Raw genomic sequence first — 24066 nt, 5'->3', positions numbered from 1 at the left:
TCGCCTTAAACAACAAACGGTTGGCAATTGCCAGCCGTTTTTGTATGCAGACAATTATAAATAGGGGGAATGGTTAATTATGAAAAAAACCATTGCAGCGTGCATTGCCGCCACTTTCGCAGTTAATTACTCTACAACTGCAATCGCCGAAGAAGCATTCATGGCACCATTGGTTGAGCAATCGGTTCTTTTGGACATAGACGCTGATACATTTGTCGTTATTGTCGGTGAACGCGGTCACGTGTTAGTTTCAGAGGATGGTGAGGCATTTACTCAAAAAGCCGTACCAACACAATCAACGCTTACAGCGACAACTGTTGTAGGCGATAATATTTGGGCAGTGGGCCACGACGCTGTCATTCTTCATTCTTCAGATAAAGGCGAAACGTGGGAGATACAAAATTTCCAACCTGACCTTCAGCGCCCATTTCTAGACGTATTATTCTTCAATGAAAAGCAGGGGATTGCTACAGGTGCCTATGGCTTGTTCTATCGAACCTTAGACGGTGGAAAAACGTGGACGGCAGAACGTCATGCCAGTCTGCTTGACCCAATGGATCAAGAATACCTTGAAGATATTCGAAAAGAAGATGAAGACTTCTATCAGCAAGAACTTGAATCTATTTTACCCCACTTAAACAGAATTACCCTTGATGGTGATACGCTTTACCTAGCTGGCGAAGCCGGGTTGCTAGCCAAAAGTACCAATATGGGAGAATCGTGGGAACGGTATTACGTCGACTATACAGGATCGTTTTTCGATATTAAGCCGCTTGATGAAAATACCGTTCTAGCGGTTGGCCTTCGCGGAAATATATTTGTTAACAGAAACGAAGGTGAGTGGGAATACGTACAAACTTGCTCAACCAGCACACTAAATTCAATTCTAATTGGCTCTGAATCGAAGGTTTATGCTTTGGGTAACAACGGGATGATGGTAAGCGCACAGCGACCTTTACCCACCAGTATGCGAGACCCCTATGCAAACCTTTCAGATTGCGAAGCTGATGAAGGCATTGTCGTTTCACAAATTAAAGACAAAGCCGCGCTTCTTAATGCAACACAGTTTAAAGGTAAGAATATTGCCGTTACTGCGAATGGCATTAAAACGTTGAATTTAAAATAGGGCAGTATAAAAACAATGACCCATTTTCTTGAAAAATTAGTATTCGGAAACCGTAAAATTGTCGTAGCCTTGTTTGCTATAGCCACAGTTTTCCTTGGTTACCAAGCTTCACAAATGCGCTTAGACGCAGGTTTTGAAAAGAACATACCGCTAAATCATGAATACATGAAAACGTACATTGAGCATCGCCAAGATTTTGGTGGCGCTAACAATATATTAGTTTCTGTGTGTGATAAAAACGATAACATCTACAATCAAAACTTCTTCGATACCTTAAAGAATGTTCACGACCAACTCTTCTTTATTAATGGGGTGAACCGTTCGTTAGTTATTTCGCTTTTCTCTCCTTCAACCCGCTTTACTGAAATTGTAGAAGGCGGCTTTGCAGGCGGGCCGGTCATTCCTGCCGACTTTAATTCTGCAAGCCCAGAAGCATTAGAGTTGGTTGCTGCCAACGTAGAAAAGGCAAACATCGTCGGAAGACAGGTATCCAGTGATTACAGCTGCGCAATGGTAACAGCGCAATTGCTCGATATAGACCCGCAAACGGGCGAACCTCTCAATACATTGGCATTAGCAGCAGAACTTGAAGAGCAGCTTCGCGGTCAATATGAAAACGAAAATACGTCTATTCATATAATTGGCTTTGCGAAAATGATTGGCGATGTGGCCGACGGTGCAAAAGACGTGTTGATCTTTTTCGCCATTGCTATCGCGATTACTGCCGTAATGGTGTATTTCTTCTCGCGCAGCATCATGCTTACGTTATTGCCGTTAGTATGCTCAATCATTGCCGTTATCTGGCAGCTAGGACTGCTTACTTCAATTGGCTTTGGTATGGACCCTATGTCAATACTGGTGCCATTTTTGGTATTTGCCATTGGTGTGAGCCACGGCGTACAAATGATTAACGCGGTAGAAAAACAAGCAGTAACCGGTATTGGTGCTAAACGGGCATCTATGGCGGCATTCAGAAACTTGCTGGTTCCAGGCGGAATTGCATTGTTATCTGATACGGTTGGCTTTATGACGTTATTGGTAATCGATATCGGCATTATTCGCGAGTTGGCGATTACGGCAAGTATGGGTGTAGCGGTAATCATTCTTACCAACTTGTTGCTGCTGCCTGTGCTGATGAGCTTCTTAAAACTTGACCAGAAATATGTCGAAAAATTCGCGGGTAAAGAAAACGCTAATTCGAAATTCTGGGAAGTCATTGCAGCTTGTTCACGTAAAAAGCCTGCGGCAATAATTCTTATCGTTACTGCTATCCTATTCGTGTTTGGTCATTTCCAAGCTCAGAATATGAAGATAGGGGACTTACATGCGGGTGCACCTGCGCTTCATGAAACGTCACGCTACAATCAGGACACTTTTCTGATTACCGATAAGTACGAAGTAACGGTAGATTACATTTCTATTTTGGTTGAAACCACACCAGAAGCTTGTACGTCACACAGCGTGATGAAGGCCATGGACGATTTCCAGTGGAAAATGGAAAATGTTCAAGGCGTTCAATCGGCGGTTTCGTTGGCATCTGTAGCAAAAATTGTTAACGCAGGTTACAACGAAGGCAACGTTAAGTGGCAGGTACTCCCTCGTAACCAGCAAACATTGGTGCAGGCAATTTCTCGCGTTCCAACGTCGTCAGGTTTACTTAACGGCGACTGCTCGGTCATGCCAATTATTCTGTTTATGGAAGACCACAAAGCAGAAACGATCTCTCGTGTCGTTGAAGCGGTAAAAGCGTATCGCGATGAATATCAAACCGATGATATGAAGTTCAGTCTTGCTTCTGGGCCTGTTGGCGTGATGGCCGCAACTAATGAAGCAGTTAGTGCAGCGCAAGACCCTATGATGCTTTATGTATTTGGCGCCGTTATTGCGTTGTGTCTAGTTAGCTTCCGCTCGCTGCGTGCTACGTTAGTTGTTGTTATTCCGCTGTATGTGGTGTCTGTACTGGCGCAAGCCCTAATGACATACCTTCAAATTGGCCTCACCGTTTCTACATTACCAGTTATCGCACTTGGCGTGGGTATAGGTGTGGACTATGGTATTTATATACTCTCTACCAAGAGCTTAATGCTGAAGAAAGGCGCTACCGTTCAAGAAGCGTATTTCGCTGCCTTAAAAGAACGTGGAAGTGCTGTGCTATTTACCGGTATTACGCTGGCAATAGGCGTGAGCACATGGGTGTTCTCTTCGCTTAAGTTCCAAATGGATATGGGCATTTTGCTTACATTTATGTTCGTCGTGAACATGCTTGGAGCAATAATTGTACTGCCTGCACTAGCAAGATTCCTATGGTGGAACAAGAATGACCCTGATGCATAAAATATTTTTGCATAGCTAAGCATTAAAAAGGGCCTTTAGGCCCTTTTTTTTGGGTGTTTTCTGCATACTTATCTATGCTGTTAATATAAGGTTAAAAATGGGCTTTCATTAGCGTCATTTATTAGAGAAAATAGTTAGGTACTCGGCACTTATACCAAGCTGGATTGGTATTACGACATTCAAAAAAGGTTAACAAATGACAGTCACCTCACAGCGACACTCAGTACTGCTAGACAATGTATTTGCACTTATCGACAAAAAAGTAGATACCAAGCAGAAGTCTCTTGTGCAGCAATTCGGACGTCTGTTGTATAAAAATATTTCAAGCGATGACCTAGAAAATCGCAACGACAGCGACCTTTATGGTGCAACACTTAGTTTATGGAATGGCTTGGCGAAGTTTGAACATACGTCGCCATACATACGCGTATTTAACCCGGAAATTGCCAAACACGGCTGGCACTCAAGCCACACAATTGTTGAGATTATTGTGTCGGATATGCCATTCTTGGTTGACTCGGTGCGCATGTTGCTAAATCGTTTGAACATCACCGCACATTTATTCCTTCACAGCCCAATTGGCATTAAGCGCGACAAAGCGAACAAAGTTGAAGCGTTTGCTGAGCCAGGTCAATCGCTTGAAGGTGCGAAAAAAGAAACGGTCATCTTTATCGAAATCGATAGACAAACATCGAAAAAAGACATCGATGCTCTAACACAAGAACTACACTCTGTCGTTGATGAAGTTTCTTTGGCAGTTCAAGACTGGCAAGGCATGACAAATACCTTGCAAGACGTAATTAAAAACAATGCTAAATTTAACTGGCCTGTATCTACAGAAGCCAAAAAGCAAACTAAGGCTTACTTAGAATGGTTAGGCGATCACAACTTCACAATGATGGGTTACCGTTATTATGACGTTAAAGCCATTGAAGGGGACCATAGATGGATCCCTCAAAACGACACCAGTTTGGGTTTGCTTAAAAACTCAGTAAACGACCGTGAGCGTTTGTTGTCTCGCTTACCTGCGTCGGCCCGTGCCGAAGCGCTTAGCAAAAACCCATTGATTCTGACCAAAACAAATTCACGCGCGCGAGTACACCGTCCTGCATATATGGACTATGTAGGCGTGAAGGTATTTAACAAAGAAGGTCAGGTTGTTGGTGAGCACCGCTTTTTAGGTTTGTATTCTGCCTCTTTCTATAACAACAGCGTAACTCAGCTTCCGATTTTACGTGAAAAAATCAAACGTATTTGTGAGCTATCTGGTTTCGAGCCTGGAACTCACGCATACAAAGCGTTTGCAAATATTATAGAAACCTACCCACGAGATGAGTTGCTACAAACGCCAGCAGAAGAACTAGCGCAAATTGTGATGGGTATTTTTCAAATGCAAGAGCGTGGAATTTCACGTTTATTCATTCGAAAAGACATTTTTGGCCGCTTTTTCTCGTGCATGGTGTTTGTGCCAAGAGAGCGCTATAACACCCAGTTACGCAAAGAAACCCAAGCGCTACTTAAAGCGTCATTGGGCGCAACAGAAGAAGTGGAATTTACTACGTTCTTCTCAGAGTCTGTATATGCTCGTACGCATTACATTGCTAGAGTCAACGACAACAACGCGGAATTCGATGTGAAGGAAATAGAGCAAAACATTATTGAGTTGACCAAAACCTGGAATGACAGACTCGCGTCAGCTATTTCAGCGGCACACGGTGAGGCCTCGGGTAAAGCGTTGGAACGCAAATACAACAATGCTTTCTCTCGCAGCTATATGGAGCATAACCTACCGTCAGCAGCGCTTGTAGATATTGGCAAATTAGAGATGTTAGACGACAACCACACACTGGATATGTTGTTCTATCGTCCACAAGAAGAAGACGCTGACAGCCAAGTAGTTAAGCTTAAGCTTTTCCACCGTGCCGAGCCCATCCATTTGTCTGACGTGTTGCCGATGCTTGAGAATTTTGGGTTACGCGTAATTGATGAAAGCCCTTATAAAGTCACGTGTTCAGAAGGTGAACGTAACTGGGTCATGGACTTCACCATGTTACATAAAAGTGGTCAGCACTTTGACATGGAAAACGCCCAGATTCTCTTTCAAGATGCCTTCGCCAAAGTATGGTATAAGACACTAGAAGACGACGCGTTTAACCGTCTTATCCTTGGCGCGAATATGACTGGCCGTAAAGTTACGGTACTCCGTGCTTATGCTAAATACATGCGCCAGACCGGCAGTTCTTTCAGCCGTGACTACATCGCAAACACACTAGCTAACTATCCAGACATTGCTCGTTTACTCGTAGACTTTTTCGACCAGCGTTTTAATCCTAAGAAAAAGCGCAATGAGAAAAAAGAGGAAGGTATTCTTGAGACTATTAAGGAACAGTTAGACAACGTTAGTAACTTGGATGACGACCGAATTATTCGTCGTTATCTGGATATGATGTCTGCAACGTTACGTACAAACTTCTATCAGGCAGACGATGCCGGCAATGAGAAATCATATGTATCATTTAAGATGATGCCGGAACTCATTCCTGACATGCCATTACCACTGCCTAAATTTGAAATTTTTGTTTACAGTCCTCGCGTTGAAGGTGTGCACTTGCGTGGCGGCAAAGTTGCCCGCGGCGGTCTTCGTTGGTCTGATAGACAAGAAGACTTCAGAACAGAAGTACTCGGCCTAGTAAAAGCGCAACAAGTTAAAAACACGGTGATCGTTCCGGTTGGTGCAAAAGGTGGTTTCGTTTGTAAGAACCTACCTGTAGGCGAAGGTCGCGCAGCTATTCAGGCTGAAGGCCAAGCATGCTATCGCACTTTCATCACCAGCTTGTTAGATATTACTGACAACATTGTAAATGGTGAAATTGTTCCTCCTAAGGATGTTGTTCGCCTTGATGATGACGACCCTTATTTGGTTGTTGCTGCAGATAAAGGCACCGCCACGTTCTCTGATATCGCAAACGGTATTGCGGAAGAGTTTGGGTTTTGGCTGGGCGATGCATTTGCATCTGGCGGTAGTATTGGATATGACCATAAGAAAATGGGTATTACTGCACGCGGCGGATGGGAGTCGGTTAAACGTCATTTCAGAGAAATTGGTATTGACTGTCAGACCACTGACTTTACCGCTGTTGGTGTGGGCGACATGGCAGGTGACGTATTCGGTAACGGTATGTTGCTATCAGAGCATACGCGACTAATCGCTGCGTTTAACCATTTACATATTTTCTTCGATCCAAGCCCTGATGCAGCAGCAAGTTATAAAGAGCGTCAACGCCTGTTTGAGAACCCAAGCCTAAGCTGGGAAGACTATGACAGTAAGCTGATTTCAAAAGGTGGTGGCGTATTTAGCCGCGCGTCTAAATCTATCAAGCTTACACCTGAAATGAAAAAGTGGTTAGGTACGCGTCAGCTAACGATGACGCCTAATGAGCTAATTCACAATATATTGAAAATGCCAGTCGACCTACTGTGGAACGGTGGAATCGGTACGTACATTAAGAGCAAGAAAGAGTCTCACTCAGACGTAGGTGACCGTGCTAATGACGACTTACGCGTCAATGGTCGTGATGTACAAGCTAAAATTGTGGGCGAGGGCGGTAATTTAGGTCTAACGCAGTTAGGTCGTATTGAGTATGCGTCTAACGGTGGCCGAGTTAACACTGACTTCATCGATAACGTAGGTGGGGTTGATTGCTCGGATAACGAAGTAAACATCAAAATCTTGCTTAACAGCCTAGTTAACGACGGTGAACTTACGCTTAAACAGCGTAATAAGTTGCTTTACGATATGACCGACGATGTAAGTCGAATTGTACTGAAAGACTGCTACCGTCAAACTCAGTCTATCTCTATTACTGAGTTAGCTGGCGTTAAGCAACTTAAAGAACAGCTTCGCTTTATCCACGGTCTTGAGCGTGAAGGTCAGCTAAACCGTGAGTTGGAATTTATTCCAAGTGACGATGAGATTTCTGATCGCGTAGCCACGGATCAAGGTTTAACTCGCCCAGAGTTAAGCGTATTGATTGCGTACGGCAAAATGGTACTTAAAGATGCGCTTAATATTCCGGAAATTACTGACAATCCTTACCACGGTAAGTTGTTAGTAGAAGCCTTCCCTAAAGTGCTCCGCGAAAAATTCGCAACACACATGCAACAGCATCCGCTTAGAAGCGAAATTATTGCGACTAAGTTAACCAACAACATGGTTAACGACATGGGCCTTAACTTCGTGTTTAGAATGCAGGAAGAAACTGGCGCAAGTGTGAGCGAAATTGCTGACGCATACGCAATTGTTCACGGTATCTTTAACATGAAGACGCTGTGGGAGCGCATCGAACAACTGGATAACGTTATTCCAGCTCAGCTACAGCTTAAAATGTTAGATGAAGCACGTAGAATTATGCGTCGCGCTTCGCGCTGGTATATTCGCCACGGTAATAAGACGCAATCCATTGAAGAAGCCATCGCGAGCTACCGTGGTACCTTCGATATATTATCGAAGAACCTGCAAAACTACTTGGTTAAAAGCGAATTTACTCAGCTTGAAAACGCTACGCAGAAATACATTGATAAGGGTGTACCAGAAGACATCGCTTATCAGGTTGCAAGCTTCTCTAACATGTTCTCTAGCTTTGACCTTGCGCAAATCGTTGAAGCAGATAAGCATGATACCGATGTAGTCGCTAAGCTTTACTATCAGCTAGGTTCTCGTTTAGAACTTCACTGGTTCTTAGATCAGATAAACAACCAGGCGGTAAGCAACCACTGGCAAGCGTTAGCTCGCGCCTCGTATCGTGAAGAGTTAGATTGGCAGCAGCGTTCCATTGCAGCTAACCTGCTAGCTTCTCGCGAAGACGTAAGTAGTGCAGATCAAATTCTTGATGAGTGGATTGAAAGCAATCAAGTCCTACTTAAGCGCTGGTATCACATGATGTCTGAGTTTAAGACCAGTACAACGCACGAATTTGCGAAATTTTCTGTCGCTTTACGTGAATTGATGCTTTTAAGCGTGAAGTCTAACCATTAGAATACACGCACCTTAATGATTTAAGCCCTGTTTATCAGGGCTTTTTATTGGCCGACTGAACATTGCTGTACATTTTTGAAGCATCGTTTGTAAAAGCAAACCTCATACAAGCGCAATATACGTTGATGATCAACAGGCCCTTAATTAGCGAGCGGTAATAATAACCATGCAATCTCTAGTGCAAAAATTCTTGCTTCAGTGTGAACCTGAAAAAAGTCACGATTTCACCATTAACTGGTTAAACAAGACCCAACATACACCGCTGAAATGGATGTACAGCACACCGACGATAAAAAAGCCCGTTACCGTTGCCGGCATGACCTTCGATAATCCGGTAGGACTTGCCGCCGGTCTTGATAAGAACGGCGATTGTATTGATGCATTTGCGAGCATGGGATTTGGTTTTGTTGAGATAGGCACGGTAACGCCTCGTCCGCAGCCAGGAAACCCAAAACCTCGTTTATTCAGAATTCCGGAAAAGCACGCCATTATTAATCGCATGGGATTTAATAATAAAGGTGTTGATCATCTTGTCGAACAAGTGAAAAAGGCTCAGTTTAAAGGGCCTATTGGTATTAATATTGGTAAAAATAAAGATACCGAAGAAGCGAATGCGCTCGACGATTACCTGATTTGTTTAAACAAAGTTTATCCTTACGCAAGCTACGTCACTATTAACATTTCGTCACCGAACACACCTGGCCTAAGAAACCTCCAATACGGTGAAGCGCTCGATAAGCTGTTAGTTGGCCTAAAAGCAGCACAGGAAACGCTAACGCAAACCCACGGTAAATATGTGCCGCTGTTCATTAAAATAGCGCCAGATTTGAGCGATGTGGAAATTGACAGTATTGCTGCTTCGCTAATTAATAGCAAAATGGATGGTGTAATTGCTACTAATACGACACTTTCACGTGATGCCGTTGCCGGATTACAGCACGCTGAGGAAATGGGCGGTTTAAGTGGCTCAGTTATGACAGATATGAGCTTAGAAGTAACACGCAAGCTAAACAAAGCACTTGACCGCGCTATTCCTATTATTGGCGTTGGTGGTATTGACTCACCCGAAGCGGCACAAGCACGCTTGGACGCTGGCGCATCACTGGTGCAGGTCTACTCGGCTTTTATTTATCAAGGCCCATCGCTCGTTAAACGCATCGTAAACGCGTTATAATATACCCAAACCAATCTCTCGTGTACGTGCTTTTTCTTAAGCACGTACATCAAAAACAGGTACATGAATGAATACTATTCTGGTTACGACCAGTCGCGGTCTTGACGAACTATTAAAACAAGAAGTGCTACGCCTTTGCCCTGATGCGCAAGTTAAGCAAGGGCCTGGCACTATTCAGTTTGAAGGCTCAAAAGAGGATGCGTATAAACTTTGCTTATGGTCACGCTTAGCTAACCGCGTAGTTTGGGTGTTGGCATCAGGCAAAGCAGGCGATGCAGATGCACTGTATAATACGGCTATGGGTATTGACTGGCAAATGCAGATGGATTCACGTCATACCTTATCTGTACAGTTTATCGGCACAAACTTTGCCATAAAAAACACTCAATTTGGTGCGGTTCGTGTTAAGGACGCCATAGTAGATTCATTTGTAGAGCAAGGCTTACCGCGCCCATCAGTAGAACGAAAGAGCCCTGATATTTCTGTGTATGCAAGACTACATCGCGATAATGTAATTTTAGGCATAGATTTAGCGGGGGCAAGTCTGCACCAACGCGCATACCGACAAGAAACCGGTGACGCGCCGCTTAAAGAGCATATCGCAAGCGCAATGCTAATGCGTAGTGGATGGACAGAGAATACCGATGCGCCATTGGTCGATTTGATGTGTGGCTCGGGCACCATCGCGATTGAGGCAGCCTACATCGCTCGCAATATTGCGCCAGGTATAAAGCGTAAGTATTGGGGCTTTACTAAGTGGCTCGGCCACGAAGAGAAGCTTTGGGATGATTTGGTAGAACAAGCTATTTCCGCGCAAAAGCCTAGCTGCAGTGGTATTTACGCGGGTGATTTCAGCCGTAAAATGGTAGCAATTGCAAAAGCAAACGCTGATTTTGCTGGCGTATTTAACGATATTTCGTTCTCACAGCAAGACGCAACAAAATCTTCTCCGCCCGTTGCCACACCAGGCTACGTCGTTTCAAACCCTCCTTACGGAGAACGTTTGGGCGAGCTAACATCGTTAATACCGCTATTTAGTGATTGGGGTAAGCGTTTTAAAGAAGCCTGGAAGGGATGGCATGTGTCGCTTCTTAGCAGCAATCGTGATTTGCTTCGGGTTTTAAAGCTTCGCGCCACCAAAGACTATGCCATGAATAACGGTAAGCTGGAATGTCGTTTAGCGAATTATGTGTTGGATGAAGAAAACACGGTACAGTTTAGCGAGGACGCTAGCAACCACGAGTTTGCTAATCGTTTGAAGAAAAACCTCAAACGCATGAAAGGCTGGATCAAGAACGCTAACACTAACTGTTACCGCATATACGATGCTGACCTGCCAGATTATAACGTTGCCGTAGATAGATATGGTGACTGGCTGGTCGTTCAAGAATACGCGCCGCCAAAAACGGTTTCTGAAGATAAAGCACGCAAGCGTCTGCAGGAAGTCTTGCTTCATTTGCCAGCAGTAACAGGTGTTTCACCAAGACAGATAGCGCTTAAAGTGCGTAGCCAACAAAAAGGTACAAAACAGTACGAGAAAATTAATCAGACTGGCGACATGATGGAAGTGTTTGAAAATGGCGCTCGTTTCCTGGTTAACCTTACTGACTACTTGGACACAGGCCTTTTCTTAGATCACCGTAATACCCGCCAAAAAGTGCAGGCGTTGTCCCAAGGTAAAGACGTTCTTAACTTGTTTTCATATACGGGTAGTGTGTCGGTATTCGCCGCTAAAGGTGGCGCAAAGTCTGTAACGACAGTGGATATGTCTAATACTTATTTAGAGTGGGCAAAGAAGAACGTAGCGCTGAACAAACTCACTGCGCCTCATGCTTTTATTCAAGCTGACTGCACCACTTGGTTAGGCACGCATAAAGGCAAATACGACTTAATTTTTATCGACCCACCGTCATTTTCGAATTCAAAGCGTATGCAAAATACGTGGGATGTGCAGCGCGACCACGTAAAAATGCTTACCGATGCTAAAGCGTGCTTAAAAGAGCAGGGGATCATCATCTTCTCTAACAACAAGCGTGGCTTTAAGCTAGACGAATCAGCCATCAGTGAACTGGGCTTGTCAGTAGACAATATTACCAAAGACACAATTCCAGAAGATTTTGCACGTAAAGGCAACATCCATCAGTGCTGGGTACTAGCTTCATGAAAATTTATTTTTACACCGGGCCCCAATGTAGCCTGTGCGACTTAGCCGATGTTGAGCTTCAGCAAACGTCTATGTTTTCATCGCTTAATATAGAGAAGGTTAACATTCGCACTAGCACTGAGCTTTATCATTTGTACGGTGCAAGGATCCCCGTTTTGAAACGGGTAGATAACGAAAAAGAAATCGGCTGGCCTTTTAATACCGCCGATTTAGAGGAGTTTCTTCAGTGAGCATTTTGCAGTTAAAAAACATCACTGTTATTTATGGGAATCCGCCGCTGTTAGACGGTGTCGAACTGGTTGTACAGCCTAAAGAGCGCGTCTGCTTAGTAGGTCGCAACGGTAGCGGTAAATCAACACTGATGAAAGTTATTGCTGGCGATATTATTGCCGACGATGGGCAGCGTATAATTGAAAATAATACGGTCATTGCGCGCCTAGAGCAGGACCCGCCCCAAACTACCGATGTGACGCTTTTTGACTATGTTGCCGAAGGCTTATCTGACGTAGGTGAAACACTGAAAGCCTACTTTCATCAAACCCGTATCGTTGGTGAAGATCCAAGCGAATCGAATTTAAATAAATTACAGCGACTACAAGAACAGTTAGAAGCCAGAGACGCGTGGCAGTTTGAACAGCAAATTGAACAGACGCTAACCATGCTAAAGCTAGACCCTGAGATATCGCTATCTACTCTTTCTGGGGGATGGCGCAGAAAAGCAGCGCTAGCTCGTGCGCTTGTTCGACAGCCGGATTTGCTCCTGTTAGACGAACCAACTAACCACCTTGATATTGAAATGATCCGCTGGCTTGAATCCAGCTTGAGTAATTACCAAGGCGCAATTGTGTTTGTGAGCCACGACCGTGCATTTATACGTGCCATGGCTACGCGAATTATTGATCTAGACCGCGGCTCGGTTACGAGCTATCCGGGTAACTACGAAACTTATTTAGAAAAGAAGCAGCACGATTTAGAGGTTGAAGCTTCACAAAACGCTGAGTTTGATAAAAAACTAGCGCAAGAAGAGGTATGGATTCGTCAGGGCATCAAAGCCCGCCGTACCCGCAACGAAGGCCGAGTAAGAGCGCTGAAAAAACTACGCGAGGAGCGTAAAGCGCGAAGAGCGGTTCAGGGCAATGCGGTAGTCAATCAACACCAAGGCGCGCGCTCTGGAAAGATGGTGTTTGAAGTAAAAGACTTAAGCTATAGCATTGAAGGCAAGCCTATTGTTAAAGGGTTAAACCTGAATGTTTTGCGTGGTGACAAGCTTGCTCTCATTGGTCCTAATGGTAGCGGTAAAAGTACGCTTATCAAGCTTCTACTCGGCGAACTCCAGCCCGATAGCGGCAACTGCAAACAAGGCACTAACCTTGAAGTTGCTTACTTTGACCAGCACCGCCACGGGTTGGATTTAGAAAAGTCTGTGATAGACGCGGTAGGTGACGGTAAACGCGATCTGATGGTAAATGGTCACCCACGCCATGTGATCAGCTATTTGCAAGATTACTTGTTTACGCCTGAACGCGTTAATGCACCGGTTAAGTCGCTATCAGGTGGAGAAAAAAACCGCCTTATGCTAGCAAAACTGATGCTTAAACCGAGCAACGTTTTGGTGCTGGATGAGCCTACCAATGACTTAGACGTTGAAACCTTGGAAATGCTCGAAACCTTACTCAACGAATATACCGGCACCGTGCTTTTAGTCAGTCACGATAGGGAATTTGTTGATAACGTAGCAAATAGTAGCGTGGTATTCGAGGGTAATGGAATGCTTCGCGAATTTATTGGGGGTTTCACTGACGTAGAAAACTGGTATAAAGAGCAACAGGAAAAACGTCAGCAAATCGAAAAGGAAGAAAAAGCCAAGGTAAAGAATGAAACTAATTCAGCTTCAGACAGTCCTAGTGCTAAGTCTTCTCCCCGTAAGACGAAAAAGCTATCATACAAAGACCAGCGTGAACTTGAGTCCTTGCCGAAAGAACTAGAGACACTTGAGGAAGAGCTTGAGGCTATGCAAGAAAAAGTGAACGACCCGGACTTTTTCAAACAAGACAGTGACATTACTGCCAAGGCGTTAGCCGAGTTGGCAGATAAAGAAGAATTACTTTCCCAGAAATATGCGCGCTGGGATGAACTAGAAAGTATGCTGGAAGATAATCAGCAGTAAATAGGATTTTAAATGAAACGAACTCAGCTTGCCGCCGCCGTTCTGTTGGCAACAGGAAGTGTTTCGGCATTCGCCGCGACCTATTCAGTGACGCCTCTTCCTTTACAGGATACCGCTAGAAACAATTTTGCTCGTTCGATTGATAACTCAGGCAAAATGTTGTCTGTCGTTCAACTGGAGTTCAATCCACCAATCGACGCAGAGCAGCTTGAAGAAGACACGACTTTTTTTGACCAGTTCGGTGAGAGTCTAGAAAACGAAGATGACGCACGCCAGGGTGTTTTTACAGACATAGACTATACCACGGTAGTAAATTATCTTCTATCGAACCCAAATCTTACAACGGGACAGAAGCTAGCGTCGTATAGAACCTATGCAACCGACACTCAAGATATATCATTAGTACCAGGTCTTGATGAAGTTACAGACAAATTTGATGACTATACGCGATCTGTTGAATCGACTGGTCGTGACAGCTTGAACGGTAACTTTATTGTCGGTGATTCTTCGGGACTGGTTGTTCTAGACCCATATGAGAACGAAGATGGCGATACATTAAACTACACGTATCCAGAGTCAGCACAACAAGCCTTTGTTCAAGCATCTGGAGAGACTAAAGTACTTCCAGCTGTTGATGACACTGTAGGAGGGTTCTCTTCAGCTCGAGCAATAAACGCAAACTTACAGGTTGCAGGTTTCAGTACTGTTAGTTTCCGCGATGATGTTGCCGATGCTGTTGAAACGTGTACAGACGATGAGTCTCGTGGTGACACATCTGAAGGTCGCTGCCTGTTTACTATTTATAATGGCGATTTTGCTGTTCCACGTATTTCTAGCTACTTCATTAATTCATCTACAAATTACTTACCGAGCTTCGTATTGCTGTCTGAGGTTAACGCTACCATTTGGCAGATCGATGTCAACGGCGATGTAATCAGCACCGATACCTACCCGTTATTATTTGAACCTGATGAAGACGATACACGCCACTATTTCACGTATGCCTATGACATAAATAACCAAGGTATCGCAGTCGGTGAAGGCCTTACTGGAGATCGCATTACGATAACGCGCCCAAATACATCAGGCAGGACTGAAAGTGAACGAGTTGCAACGGTTTTCAGAGACGGTGAAACCATTGAACTTCTTCCACGCGAAGAAAATATCATTAGCCAGGCTATCGCAATTAATGATGAAAATTGGGTGACGGGTGCAGTGCTTCGTTCACAAAGCGATATCGCACGCTCTCGTTTGTTTGTATACAACCTTGATACCCAAGAACAGCATTACCCTGATGGCTTCTTCGTGAGTGCTGGTGTGACTGCGAATGCCATTAACAATAATAATATCGTAGTGGGTAAGGCAGACGTGGATGCAACGAGTGATACGCTTCGCGATACAGCGGCATTTATGTACAACATTGATACTGAAGAGTTTACTAACTTAAATGATTTAGTTTCTTGTGATAACCCATATGAGCTAATTGAAGCAGTAGACATCAACGATGATAATGAGATCATTGCGAATGCGAGAATTAAAGCTACGAACAAGTATGTAACGGGTAACGATATAATTAATTCAGACGGTGAAACAGAAGAAATCGACTCCGTAGTGGCGGTTAAACTGTCTCCGTTATCGAATGGTTCCATAGATGAATGTGAAATTCCTGAGGACGAACAGCCCTATGAGCGAAAAGGAGCTGCAACAGGTTTACTCGCATTTTTTGGTCTATTTGCTGCAGTATTTGTGCGTAGACGTTTAAAGAAATAGCTGACCATTTGGACAATATGCAATCAATATTAAAAGAGCCACCTATGCGTGGCTTTTTTTATGCCTAAAAAACGTAAAAAAAGACATATTTATGCATAAAAAATGTAACATAAATTTCATAGAAACTTCATTTATTTAAATTTTGTCAAGCCCTTTTATTTTTTATTTTTCTTGAACCATTTAGTTAATTGCACTATCACAGTATTGTACGCAATCACTTTTCCGGCACTATCAACCGAAATGATGTAGAGCGCTCGAGAAAATGATTTGTTGTACTTTCAACAAACAAAAGAGGCTAATCAATGAAAAGACAAAAAAGAGATAAACTGACACGCGCCCATTCGAAAGGCTATCAAGCTGGCATTAGCGGTCGTTCAAAGGAAAATTGTCCATTTCAGCAAAACGATGCACGTTCACAGTGGTTAGGTGGATGGCGCGAGGCAGTAGAAGACAGACACTTAGGTTTAAGTGTTAAATAACACTTCTCTTTTATGAACTGATTATGCAAAAAGGAAAGCCCCTGAAAAGGGGCTTTTTTGTAGGTCGAGATTATTTGACCTTAAAGCTCAATAAAGACAGCTTAGAAGTTTGACGTATCTTGGAACAAGCCAACTTTCAAATCTTTCGCTACATAAATCTCACGGCCATCAACTTCTACAGTACCATCAGCCATGCCCATGAACAGTTTGCGCTTAATCACGCGCTTCATAGTGATTTTGTACGTAACTTTTTTAGCTGTTGGCAGTATTTGCCCGGTAAATTTAACTTCACCTACGCCCAGTGCACGACCTTTACCTGGGCCGCCACTCCAACCTAAGAAGAAGCCAACCAGTTGCCACATCGCGTCTAGGCCTAAGCAGCCTGGCATTACCGGGTCGCCCGGAAAGTGACAGTCAAAGAACCATAAATCCGGGGTAATATCCAATTCTGCGATGATTTCGCCTTTGCCATGTTCGCCGCCATCTTCTGTAATTGAAACTACACGGTCCATCATAAGCATGTTAGGGGCGGGAAGTTGACTATTACCTGGTCCAAACATTTCACCACGGCTACACGCCAATAAATCTTCTCTATTAAAACTGTTTTTCTTCTCTGACATTCCCAACTCGTTGCTGTTATTTAAGTGACGGTGCTAATTTAGCGAACAGTTGTACGCCAAACAACTCTGAACAGTCATTTTTCTGAAGAAAAACGCGTGCTAATATAGCTTTAGTTACTTGGGCCTGTATAAATATCACGCTAGGCGTATGAAATATGTGCAGACCCTAACTTTTTAGGCTCTACCATAACGTAACTTTATGTGAAAACTATGACAGAACAAACGACGAAAAAGATCATTAAGAAAAGTGCAGCAGATAGAGCTAAAGCCAATGCAGATAAACAGCGACGTTTCAGAGAAAGACAAAAAGACGCGGGTAAAAAGCTAGTAAGAGGCTATGTAAGCCCAGAAGCAAAAGCGTGTTATGACGAAATACGCGACAAGACGGGTTGGACAGATAGTGAAGCAATGTCGAACGCCATGAGACTTATGTACGCGGCATACAAGTGCGGACAAATTAAACTTTTAAACGAGTGGCTTCGAAAAAATAACCGCTAGGCCTAATGGTCTAGCTTAGTTTTAAGCCATGCTCGACTGGGGCTATTTTGCATGGTGTGACGTTTCACTATGCGCTGCGCTTCTTTAACCACATCATCTCTGTCTCGAAAGTCCCATAGTCGCTTAGCCGTGCTCTGGCTATGAATAGCAATATTAATAATGGGCGCGACATAGTCTCGCTCTAGGTCAAAGTCGAGCATTTGAGCCTCTAGAGGAGGCAATAGATACGGCGCGTGTATTGCGTCGCCAGGCAATGATTTAAGCTCTGGCACCCACTTTCTTATGAATAGACCCTCTGGATCTAATTTTTTTGATTGTGTAGCAGGATTGTACAACCTCACGGTGTGGATACCTGTTACGCTGGCTTGCATTTGAATTTGTGGATAGTGAATACCTGGCTCGAAATCTAAAAACTGCGTAGCTAGTAGGTAATGCGCAGCTTTTAGCCAATGAACATTTAAGTGATGGCACAGAAAACTAGTGATCATAGCGCGCATGCGAAAATTTAGATAACCGGTATACTTCAACGCTCGCATACAGGCGTCAACCAGTGGATAGCCAGTTAGGCCGGTTTTCCAACGATAAAAACGACGCTCAGCTTCAGGGCCGTCAATAAAAGGGTAGTTCTCATAGGCACGGTTCATTGGGCGCCATTCTATACTGTGTTCGCTTTCAAATTTTTGGATGAAGTGGCAATGCCAGTGAAGTCTGGAAGTTAATGCAGAAAGGGCACGCCCCCATTGTTTTCCTTCGTCGGCCGTTAACGTCTTCTTCACTTGTTTTTGCTGCAAAACACTTTGGTAAACTTGCTTGATTGATATATTGCCCCAAGCCAAATATGGACTCAATCGAGAGCATGCTCGCCTCGCATTCTCTGGCATCGATATATGCTGATGGTAAAACTTCCCCCGACGTTTAAAAAAGTCTTTCAGCACATGCCATGCACGTTTTTCACCGCCAGGTTGCATAGCTTCAAGTTCACTTAGGTGCGCGATGACCTCGGGACGAAGGTTGGTTTCGTAGACTGAGTTAGGGTCAAATTGGCGGCTAATAGACGCTCTATCACCGGCGATGTCGTCGAAATTCTTTTCAGCATCTTTTATCGCGGCATGCTGCGTCCAAGCGACCCAGTTGGCACTGTTTATATCAAAATCGTAAGTGCTTGTTGTAAAATGGTGCTCCCAATTCGACTGCCATTGAGCTCGATGGGGCAAACCTCGAATTACTGCTCCAAACTGGCTTTCTTTCAAAGCAATATTTCTATTATTCAGATAGTTAGCCACTTTCACATCACGGTTATGCGTAACCTTTAGGCCTATTTCCTGGTAACTCCTAACCGCAGAAATGGTGTAATACCGAGCAATAAATTTAAATGCATCTATCACTTCACAGTGCAACGTCAAAATACGGGCAGGTGCAGGAAGCTGGTTGTTAATATCGTCGATACTTTGCTGAACAAATCGCCAATGGCGAACGTCCATATGTGGGTCTTCAATAAGCGATGGTTCCCAGCAAAAAAGCGGCAATATATTTTCTTTCGCTTCTACAGCTCGAAAAAGTGGCTCATGATCACGCAGGCGAAAATCTCGCTTAAACCATATAATCGTAATGGACGGTTTAGGGTTATCTGGCACCATAGAACATATAACCTATAACCACTTTTTACGGAATTGGCCCTTGGGGTCGTAAATCTCTGTTTGCTTTATCAAGTTGAATTGTCTGTGTCCGCGAGGGTCACTGCCAACACCAGCAAGGTAGAGCCAATTTCCCCAATTACTTCCCACTTCGTAATCAATGAGTTGATGCTCAAACCACGCTGAGCCATATCGCCAGTCTTGACGAAGTTCGTGCACAAAACAACTTGCTACTAGTTGTCTACCGCGGTTAGACATGTATCCCGTTTCAGCAAGCTGTCGCATACACGCATCTACAATTGGATAGCCTGTTTTACCTTCACACCAAAGTCTAAACGTTTCTGGACAATGTTGTGTAGATGGCGTTTTCCCCTGAATCCCACTGAAGTGAAACCATTTTGCTCCATATTTATACTGCAACCAGTGAAAGAATTCTCGCCACAGTAGCTCAAAGTAAATCCAATAAGTGGAATCGTTTTTCTCGACTGTTGCTTCAAAAAGCTGTACTTGCCTAACGACTTCTCGCGCAGAAAGTGAACCGTTAGCTAACCAGGCCGAGAACTTAGTACTGTCTTGCCAAGAATCAAGCGCATTTCGCGTTTCTTTATATGAAGACGCCGACTGCCAGTCGAAGAGGTAAGTGCCTAAGTGGGATAGCGCCGCTGTTTCACCTCCTACAAATGATGTTTCTGATGGCGCGGGTAAATCAATATCAAGGGTTAAATGAAATGACTCATCCAACGGGGGCGTAAATGCGTCGGGTAAAGACGCTAGCGCATCGTGAACCGGTAAAGGTTCACTATGCTTCTCTATTTTTCTGCGGAACGGACTGAAAACATCAGGCATATCTTCAATGCTGAATGGTAATGTCGAAACATCAAACAACCCGAACGTTGGGGTTTCAACCACAGTCAATGAATTAGAGAAACGCTTTACTGCGTTTAATTGAGCAGTTTCATCATAACCGCAATGTTGACTAACACCTATATGGGTATATTGGCCCGCCTGAAAAAGATTCGCCAGGCACTCTGCCGTCTTGCCTTTTAGTACGAGTAGCTCATGACCTAAGCCAGCCAACTGGCGTTTTAAATCTTCTAAAGTCTGCAACAAGAATGTATGCCTGTGTTGTCCCATTGGAGACAATCCGAACTCATTTGGGCTGAAATTCTTATCATCTAAGATGTAGACAAAAGTAATTTGAGCAACTTTTTTACAAAGCGCGGCGATGGCGGCTTGATCATGAAGTCTTAGGTCATGTCGAAACCAGAACAAACCTCGTTGATTAAGGTTTGAACACTGTTGTTGAGTGTGATTGTTTATCATACTAATTTAGAGCACTTTTTTACTGTTTATACGGATCCTGAACCCGTTTATTACCGTAATACATGCAATACGAATAATATAAAAATTTGGCGCAACGCCTGAGGAAAAAAAGTGACCGTTCCTGTTAGTATCATGTGGTTTAGACAAGACCTTCGTGTAAAAGACAATCCGGCATTAAACGCTGCTTGCGACATGGGAAAAATAGTTCCCATCTACATCTACGATGACACAACGCCTAACGGAAGAGAACCAGGAGGCGCCAGCAAATGGTGGCTTCATCATTCGCTAGTGTCGTTGAATAAACGCCTGAACGGGCATCTACAAATATTTAAGGGTGATCCTCAGAAGCTTATTCCCAAGTTAATGGCGTCATTTGATGCCAAGGGTATTTTCTGGAATCGGTGCTACGAACCGTGGCAAATAAATCGGGATAAAGGGATTAAGAAAACACTTATCGATAGTGATTACGAAGCTCACAGTTTTAACGGTAGTTTATTGTGGGAACCCATGAAGGTTCTAAAGAAAGACGGTACACCGTACCGAGTCTTTACCCCATACTACAAAAAAGGCTGTTTACAGATTGAAGAGCCTCGTTACCCCAAAGCACCGCCAGCACGTATTACTTATGCCGATGTAAGTAATGAAGGTGATGATTTAGCATCTTTACGTTTGTTACCCACTATCAAGTGGGATGAGACCATCGCCAAAACGTGGGATCCAGGTGAAGACGGCGCCGCTGATAACCTAGCTGACTTTATTCAAAATTCAGCGCGAAAGTATAAAGATGGAAGAGATATACCATCTGCAAAAGGTACATCTCGCTTATCTCCCCACCTACATTTCGGGGAAGTGTCGCCAAATCAAGTTTGGTATGCGATTAAAGACAAATTCGGAAATAGCGAAGACAAGAGCATTGAAACTTATTTAAGTGAGCTTGGTTGGCGGGAGTTTAGCTATTACTTATTGTTCCATTTTCCGACCCTGCCTAATAAAAACTTTAACGATAAATTTGACAAGTTTCCCTGGCGTACTGACGCTAAGGCACTTAAAGCATGGCAAACAGGCAGAACTGGCATTCCTATCGTCGACGCGGGTATGCGCGAACTGTGGCAAACAGGCTACATGCATAACAGAGTACGTATGATTGTGGGCTCGTTTTTGGTCAAAAACTTACTGCTCAGTTGGCACGAAGGCGAGCGATGGTTTTGGGACACATTGCTAGATGCCGACCTTGCCAGCAATAGCGCCAGCTGGCAATGGGTAGCGGGCTCAGGTGCCGATGCAGCACCTTACTTCAGGATATTTAACCCAATTCTGCAAGGTGAGAAATTTGATAGCAAAGGGCAATACGTTCGCAAGTACTGCCCCGAGTTGAATAAGTTATCAGACAAATACATTCATAAGCCTTGGGAAGCTCCAAACGCCATATTGAAAGAGGCAGGCATTGAGCTTGGCAAGGAATACCCAAAGCCTATTGTTGATTTGAAAGCGTCGCGTCAGCGTGCACTTGACGCTTTTCAACAAATAAAAGAGTAGGGTATGGCGGCACTTATCTTAGTTTTAGGCGACCAGCTTACCGAAACATTACCGGCAATAGCTAATGCAGTAAAAAGTAAAGACACCATATTAATGGCGGAAGTGCGTGAGGAAGCCACGTACGTAAAACACCATAAAAAGAAGATAGCGTTTTTGTTTAGTGCTATGCGTCATTTTGCCAAAGCGTTGCGCGACGACAATTTTAACGTTAACTACGTTCATTATAACGACGAAAACAATCAAGGCGGTTTACTCGCCCAGGTAAAATACGCGCTTAACGAAAACACGTTTGATGAAGTAAGAGTGACCATGCCCGGTGAATACCGCCTGCTTAAAAGCATGGAGCAATGGGAAAATACCCTTGGGGTTCCTGTTACGATTTGCGATGACAATCGTTTTTTATCCACCCCTCAGGAATTTACCGATTGGGCAAACGGCAAAAAACAACTTCGTATGGAGTTTTTTTACCGTGAGATGCGCCGCAAGCACAACATACTAATGGAAGGTAAGAACCCCATCGGGGGTAAGTGGAATTATGACGCGCAAAATCGTGAATCTATGCCTGAAACTCATAAGGTTCCTAAACACTCGACGTTTGAAATTGACGACATAACAGCAGATGTTATCGGCCTTGTGAAAGAGGAGTTCGACGATCACTTTGGCGATATAGATAACTTCCACTTTGCGGTAACTCGAAAAGGCGCACTCAGCGTCTTAAATACTTTTATAGAAGAAAGATTACCTAATTTTGGTCAGTATCAAGACGCCATGGTGGAAGGTAAGCCTTGGCTTTACCACTCTCATATAGCCTTTTATCTGAACTGCGGTTTGTTAACACCTAGCGAGGCTATCCACGCTGCTGAGCGAGCCTACCACGCAGGACAAGTACCTCTAAATTCTGCCGAGGGATTTATACGTCAGATCCTAGGCTGGCGCGAGTATGTTAGAGGTTTCTATTGGCACTTTATGCCAAATTTGAAAACTGATAATTACTTTAATAACAGCCGCTCACTACCTTCGTTCTTCTGGAACGCACAAACGAATATGAATTGCATGCGGCAATGCATTAAAGAAACGCAACAAAACGCTTACGCCCATCACATACAGCGTTTGATGGTAATTGGTAACTTCAGCTTGTTGACCGAACTTAACCCAGAAGAGGTTCAAGCATGGTATTTGTTGGTATACGCCGATGCCTACGAGTGGGTTGAGCTTCCTAACGTAGCAGGCATGATTCTGTATAGCGATGGCGGCAACTTAGCGAGTAAGCCTTATGTCGCGAGCGGTAGTTATATCAACAAAATGAGCAACTATTGCAAGAACTGTGGATACCAGGTTTCGAAAAAAACGGGGCCGAAAGCCTGTCCATTCAACTATTTGTATTGGCACTTTATTGATAAGCACAAAGAAAAACTGAGTAACAATCATCGAATGGCCATGATTTACAAAACCTATGGACGAATGAAGGAAGAAAACATCGAGACCATGAAGCAAGATGCTGCAATATTTCTATCAAAGCTAACCAAAAATGAAGAAGTCTGATTTACCCACAAAGATATGTCCGGTTTGCCAACGACCATTTACGTGGCGCAAAAAATGGGAAAAGAATTGGGAAAATGTACGTTATTGCTCCAAGCGTTGCGCCGGAAATAGAAAAAGCGCTACCGATGAGTAAAGCGCGATATGGCGTGTGGGCAAAACTAGAAACATAGATCGCTAAGGCATCATTACCGCTAAATAAAAACTATAGTTAATCATTCGCCGCTACTGTTGCGTATGAAATAAAGTGAAAATACAAGGAGTGTGTTGTGGAAGCACCGATAACCGTAGATAGGCTACGTTTTCTTTTATACAGTCTAAAAGAGAAGCTTTGGGTGAAGCCTCTTGGCTTTTGTTTGCTTTCTATCTTCGCGGTTTTTATAGCTAAAGTTGCTGACGGTACATCACTTGCCGAACATATCCCTGAGATAAAGCCCGATTCTGTTGAAACGCTACTCTCAATAATGGCATCAAGTATGATGGTTATAGCTACGTTTTCCGCAGGCACTATGGTCAATGCTTACGCGTCAGCGAGCCAATCATCTACACCTCGTTCTTTAAGCCTTATAATATCAGACGACGTCTCACAAAATGGGGTTCTAGGGATTTTCCCCTCTAAAAAGACATAATCCTCTGTAGACCACACCAATAAATGGCTGCGGAGGTG

17 protein-coding genes are annotated in these 24066 nt (G+C 43.9%); 14 read left to right on the top strand and 3 right to left on the bottom strand.

The features are described 5' to 3' along the window. Nucleotides 1–79 precede the first annotated feature (79 nt). The 9 genes from WA381_RS15400 to rmf all read left to right on the top strand — a co-directional run bounded on the left by WA381_RS15400 (nt 80) and on the right by rmf (nt 16249). The gene (locus tag WA381_RS15400) at nt 80–1126 is read left to right on the top strand and encodes a WD40/YVTN/BNR-like repeat-containing protein (RefSeq protein WP_014976597.1); all 1047 of its coding nucleotides are present in this window, start codon (nt 80–82) and stop codon (nt 1124–1126) included. 15 nt (nt 1127–1141) lie between these two features. Beyond that, nucleotides 1142–3460: an efflux RND transporter permease subunit gene (locus WA381_RS15395; RefSeq protein ID WP_061485905.1), complete on the top strand. Its 2319-nt coding sequence runs from the start codon at nt 1142–1144 to the stop codon at nt 3458–3460. A gap of 196 nt (nt 3461–3656) precedes the next feature. Next, nucleotides 3657–8495, top strand: coding sequence for an NAD-glutamate dehydrogenase (locus tag WA381_RS15390; RefSeq protein ID WP_014979341.1), 4839 nt, complete (start codon nt 3657–3659; stop codon nt 8493–8495). 166 nt (nt 8496–8661) lie between these two features. Beyond that, nucleotides 8662–9669, top strand: coding sequence for a quinone-dependent dihydroorotate dehydrogenase (gene pyrD, locus WA381_RS15385; protein ID WP_014949553.1), 1008 nt, complete (start codon nt 8662–8664; stop codon nt 9667–9669). Between the two features lie 67 nt (nt 9670–9736). Continuing rightward, nucleotides 9737–11833: a bifunctional 23S rRNA (guanine(2069)-N(7))-methyltransferase RlmK/23S rRNA (guanine(2445)-N(2))-methyltransferase RlmL gene (gene rlmKL / locus WA381_RS15380; protein ID WP_156078374.1), complete on the top strand. Its 2097-nt coding sequence runs from the start codon at nt 9737–9739 to the stop codon at nt 11831–11833. Further along, nucleotides 11830–12063: a glutaredoxin family protein gene (locus WA381_RS15375; protein ID WP_061485908.1), complete on the top strand. Its 234-nt coding sequence runs from the start codon at nt 11830–11832 to the stop codon at nt 12061–12063. Before rlmKL ends, WA381_RS15375 begins: the two co-directional genes overlap by 4 nt. Beyond that, nucleotides 12060–14000, top strand: coding sequence for an ATP-binding cassette ATPase Uup (uup, locus tag WA381_RS15370; protein WP_014949556.1), 1941 nt, complete (start codon nt 12060–12062; stop codon nt 13998–14000). Before WA381_RS15375 ends, uup begins: the two co-directional genes overlap by 4 nt. Nucleotides 14001–14012: 12 nt before the next feature. Then, nucleotides 14013–15770, top strand: a complete 1758-nt coding sequence (locus WA381_RS15365; RefSeq protein WP_156078375.1) for a DUF3466 family protein — start codon at nt 14013–14015, stop codon at nt 15768–15770. Between the two features lie 302 nt (nt 15771–16072). Beyond that, nucleotides 16073–16249 (top strand): ribosome modulation factor, encoded by a 177-nt coding sequence (rmf, locus tag WA381_RS15360; RefSeq protein WP_014949558.1) that lies wholly within the window; start codon nt 16073–16075, stop codon nt 16247–16249. Between the two features lie 101 nt (nt 16250–16350). On the opposite strand, the gene fabA is transcribed toward rmf, so the two are convergent. Next, nucleotides 16351–16869: a bifunctional 3-hydroxydecanoyl-ACP dehydratase/trans-2-decenoyl-ACP isomerase gene (gene fabA / locus WA381_RS15355; protein ID WP_014998413.1), complete on the bottom strand. Its 519-nt coding sequence runs from the start codon at nt 16867–16869 to the stop codon at nt 16351–16353. A 210-nt stretch (nt 16870–17079) separates the two neighbouring features. Here fabA and WA381_RS15350 point away from each other — a divergent pair, with 210 nt between their 5' ends. Then, nucleotides 17080–17367 (top strand): hypothetical protein, encoded by a 288-nt coding sequence (locus WA381_RS15350; protein ID WP_014998414.1) that lies wholly within the window; start codon nt 17080–17082, stop codon nt 17365–17367. Between the two features lie 2 nt (nt 17368–17369). On the opposite strand, the gene WA381_RS15345 is transcribed toward WA381_RS15350, so the two are convergent. Together WA381_RS15345 and WA381_RS15340 are read right to left on the bottom strand one after the other, a co-directional pair. Further along, nucleotides 17370–19004, bottom strand: a complete 1635-nt coding sequence (locus WA381_RS15345; protein WP_156086448.1) for a cryptochrome/deoxyribodipyrimidine photo-lyase family protein — start codon at nt 19002–19004, stop codon at nt 17370–17372. 12 nt (nt 19005–19016) lie between these two features. Continuing rightward, complete coding sequence (locus WA381_RS15340) at nt 19017–20324, bottom strand: DASH family cryptochrome (protein WP_156078377.1); 1308 nt, start codon at nt 20322–20324, stop codon at nt 19017–19019. 111 nt (nt 20325–20435) lie between these two features. Between WA381_RS15340 and WA381_RS15335 the strand changes: the two genes are divergently transcribed. The 4 genes from WA381_RS15335 (at nt 20436) to WA381_RS15320 (ending at nt 24028) form a co-directional block, all read left to right on the top strand. After that, nucleotides 20436–21860, top strand: a complete 1425-nt coding sequence (locus WA381_RS15335) for a cryptochrome/photolyase family protein (RefSeq protein ID WP_156086449.1) — start codon at nt 20436–20438, stop codon at nt 21858–21860. A 3-nt stretch (nt 21861–21863) separates the two neighbouring features. Beyond that, entirely contained in the window at nt 21864–23402 is a 1539-nt protein-coding gene (locus WA381_RS15330; protein WP_156078379.1) for a cryptochrome/photolyase family protein, read from the top strand. After that, nucleotides 23389–23535 (top strand): DUF2256 domain-containing protein, encoded by a 147-nt coding sequence (locus WA381_RS15325; protein WP_014998419.1) that lies wholly within the window; start codon nt 23389–23391, stop codon nt 23533–23535. Before WA381_RS15330 ends, WA381_RS15325 begins: the two co-directional genes overlap by 14 nt. A gap of 133 nt (nt 23536–23668) precedes the next feature. After that, nucleotides 23669–24028: a DUF2254 family protein gene (locus tag WA381_RS15320; protein WP_231506478.1), complete on the top strand. Its 360-nt coding sequence runs from the start codon at nt 23669–23671 to the stop codon at nt 24026–24028. Nucleotides 24029–24066: the final 38 nt, after the last annotated feature.

The sequence above is a fragment of the Alteromonas sp. CH_MED4-4 genome (assembly GCF_037029575.1).
Lineage (GTDB): Bacteria > Pseudomonadota > Gammaproteobacteria > Enterobacterales > Alteromonadaceae > Alteromonas > Alteromonas macleodii.
Note: the sequence above shows the minus strand (reverse complement) of the source record. Positions and strands in the feature narration are given on the sequence as shown.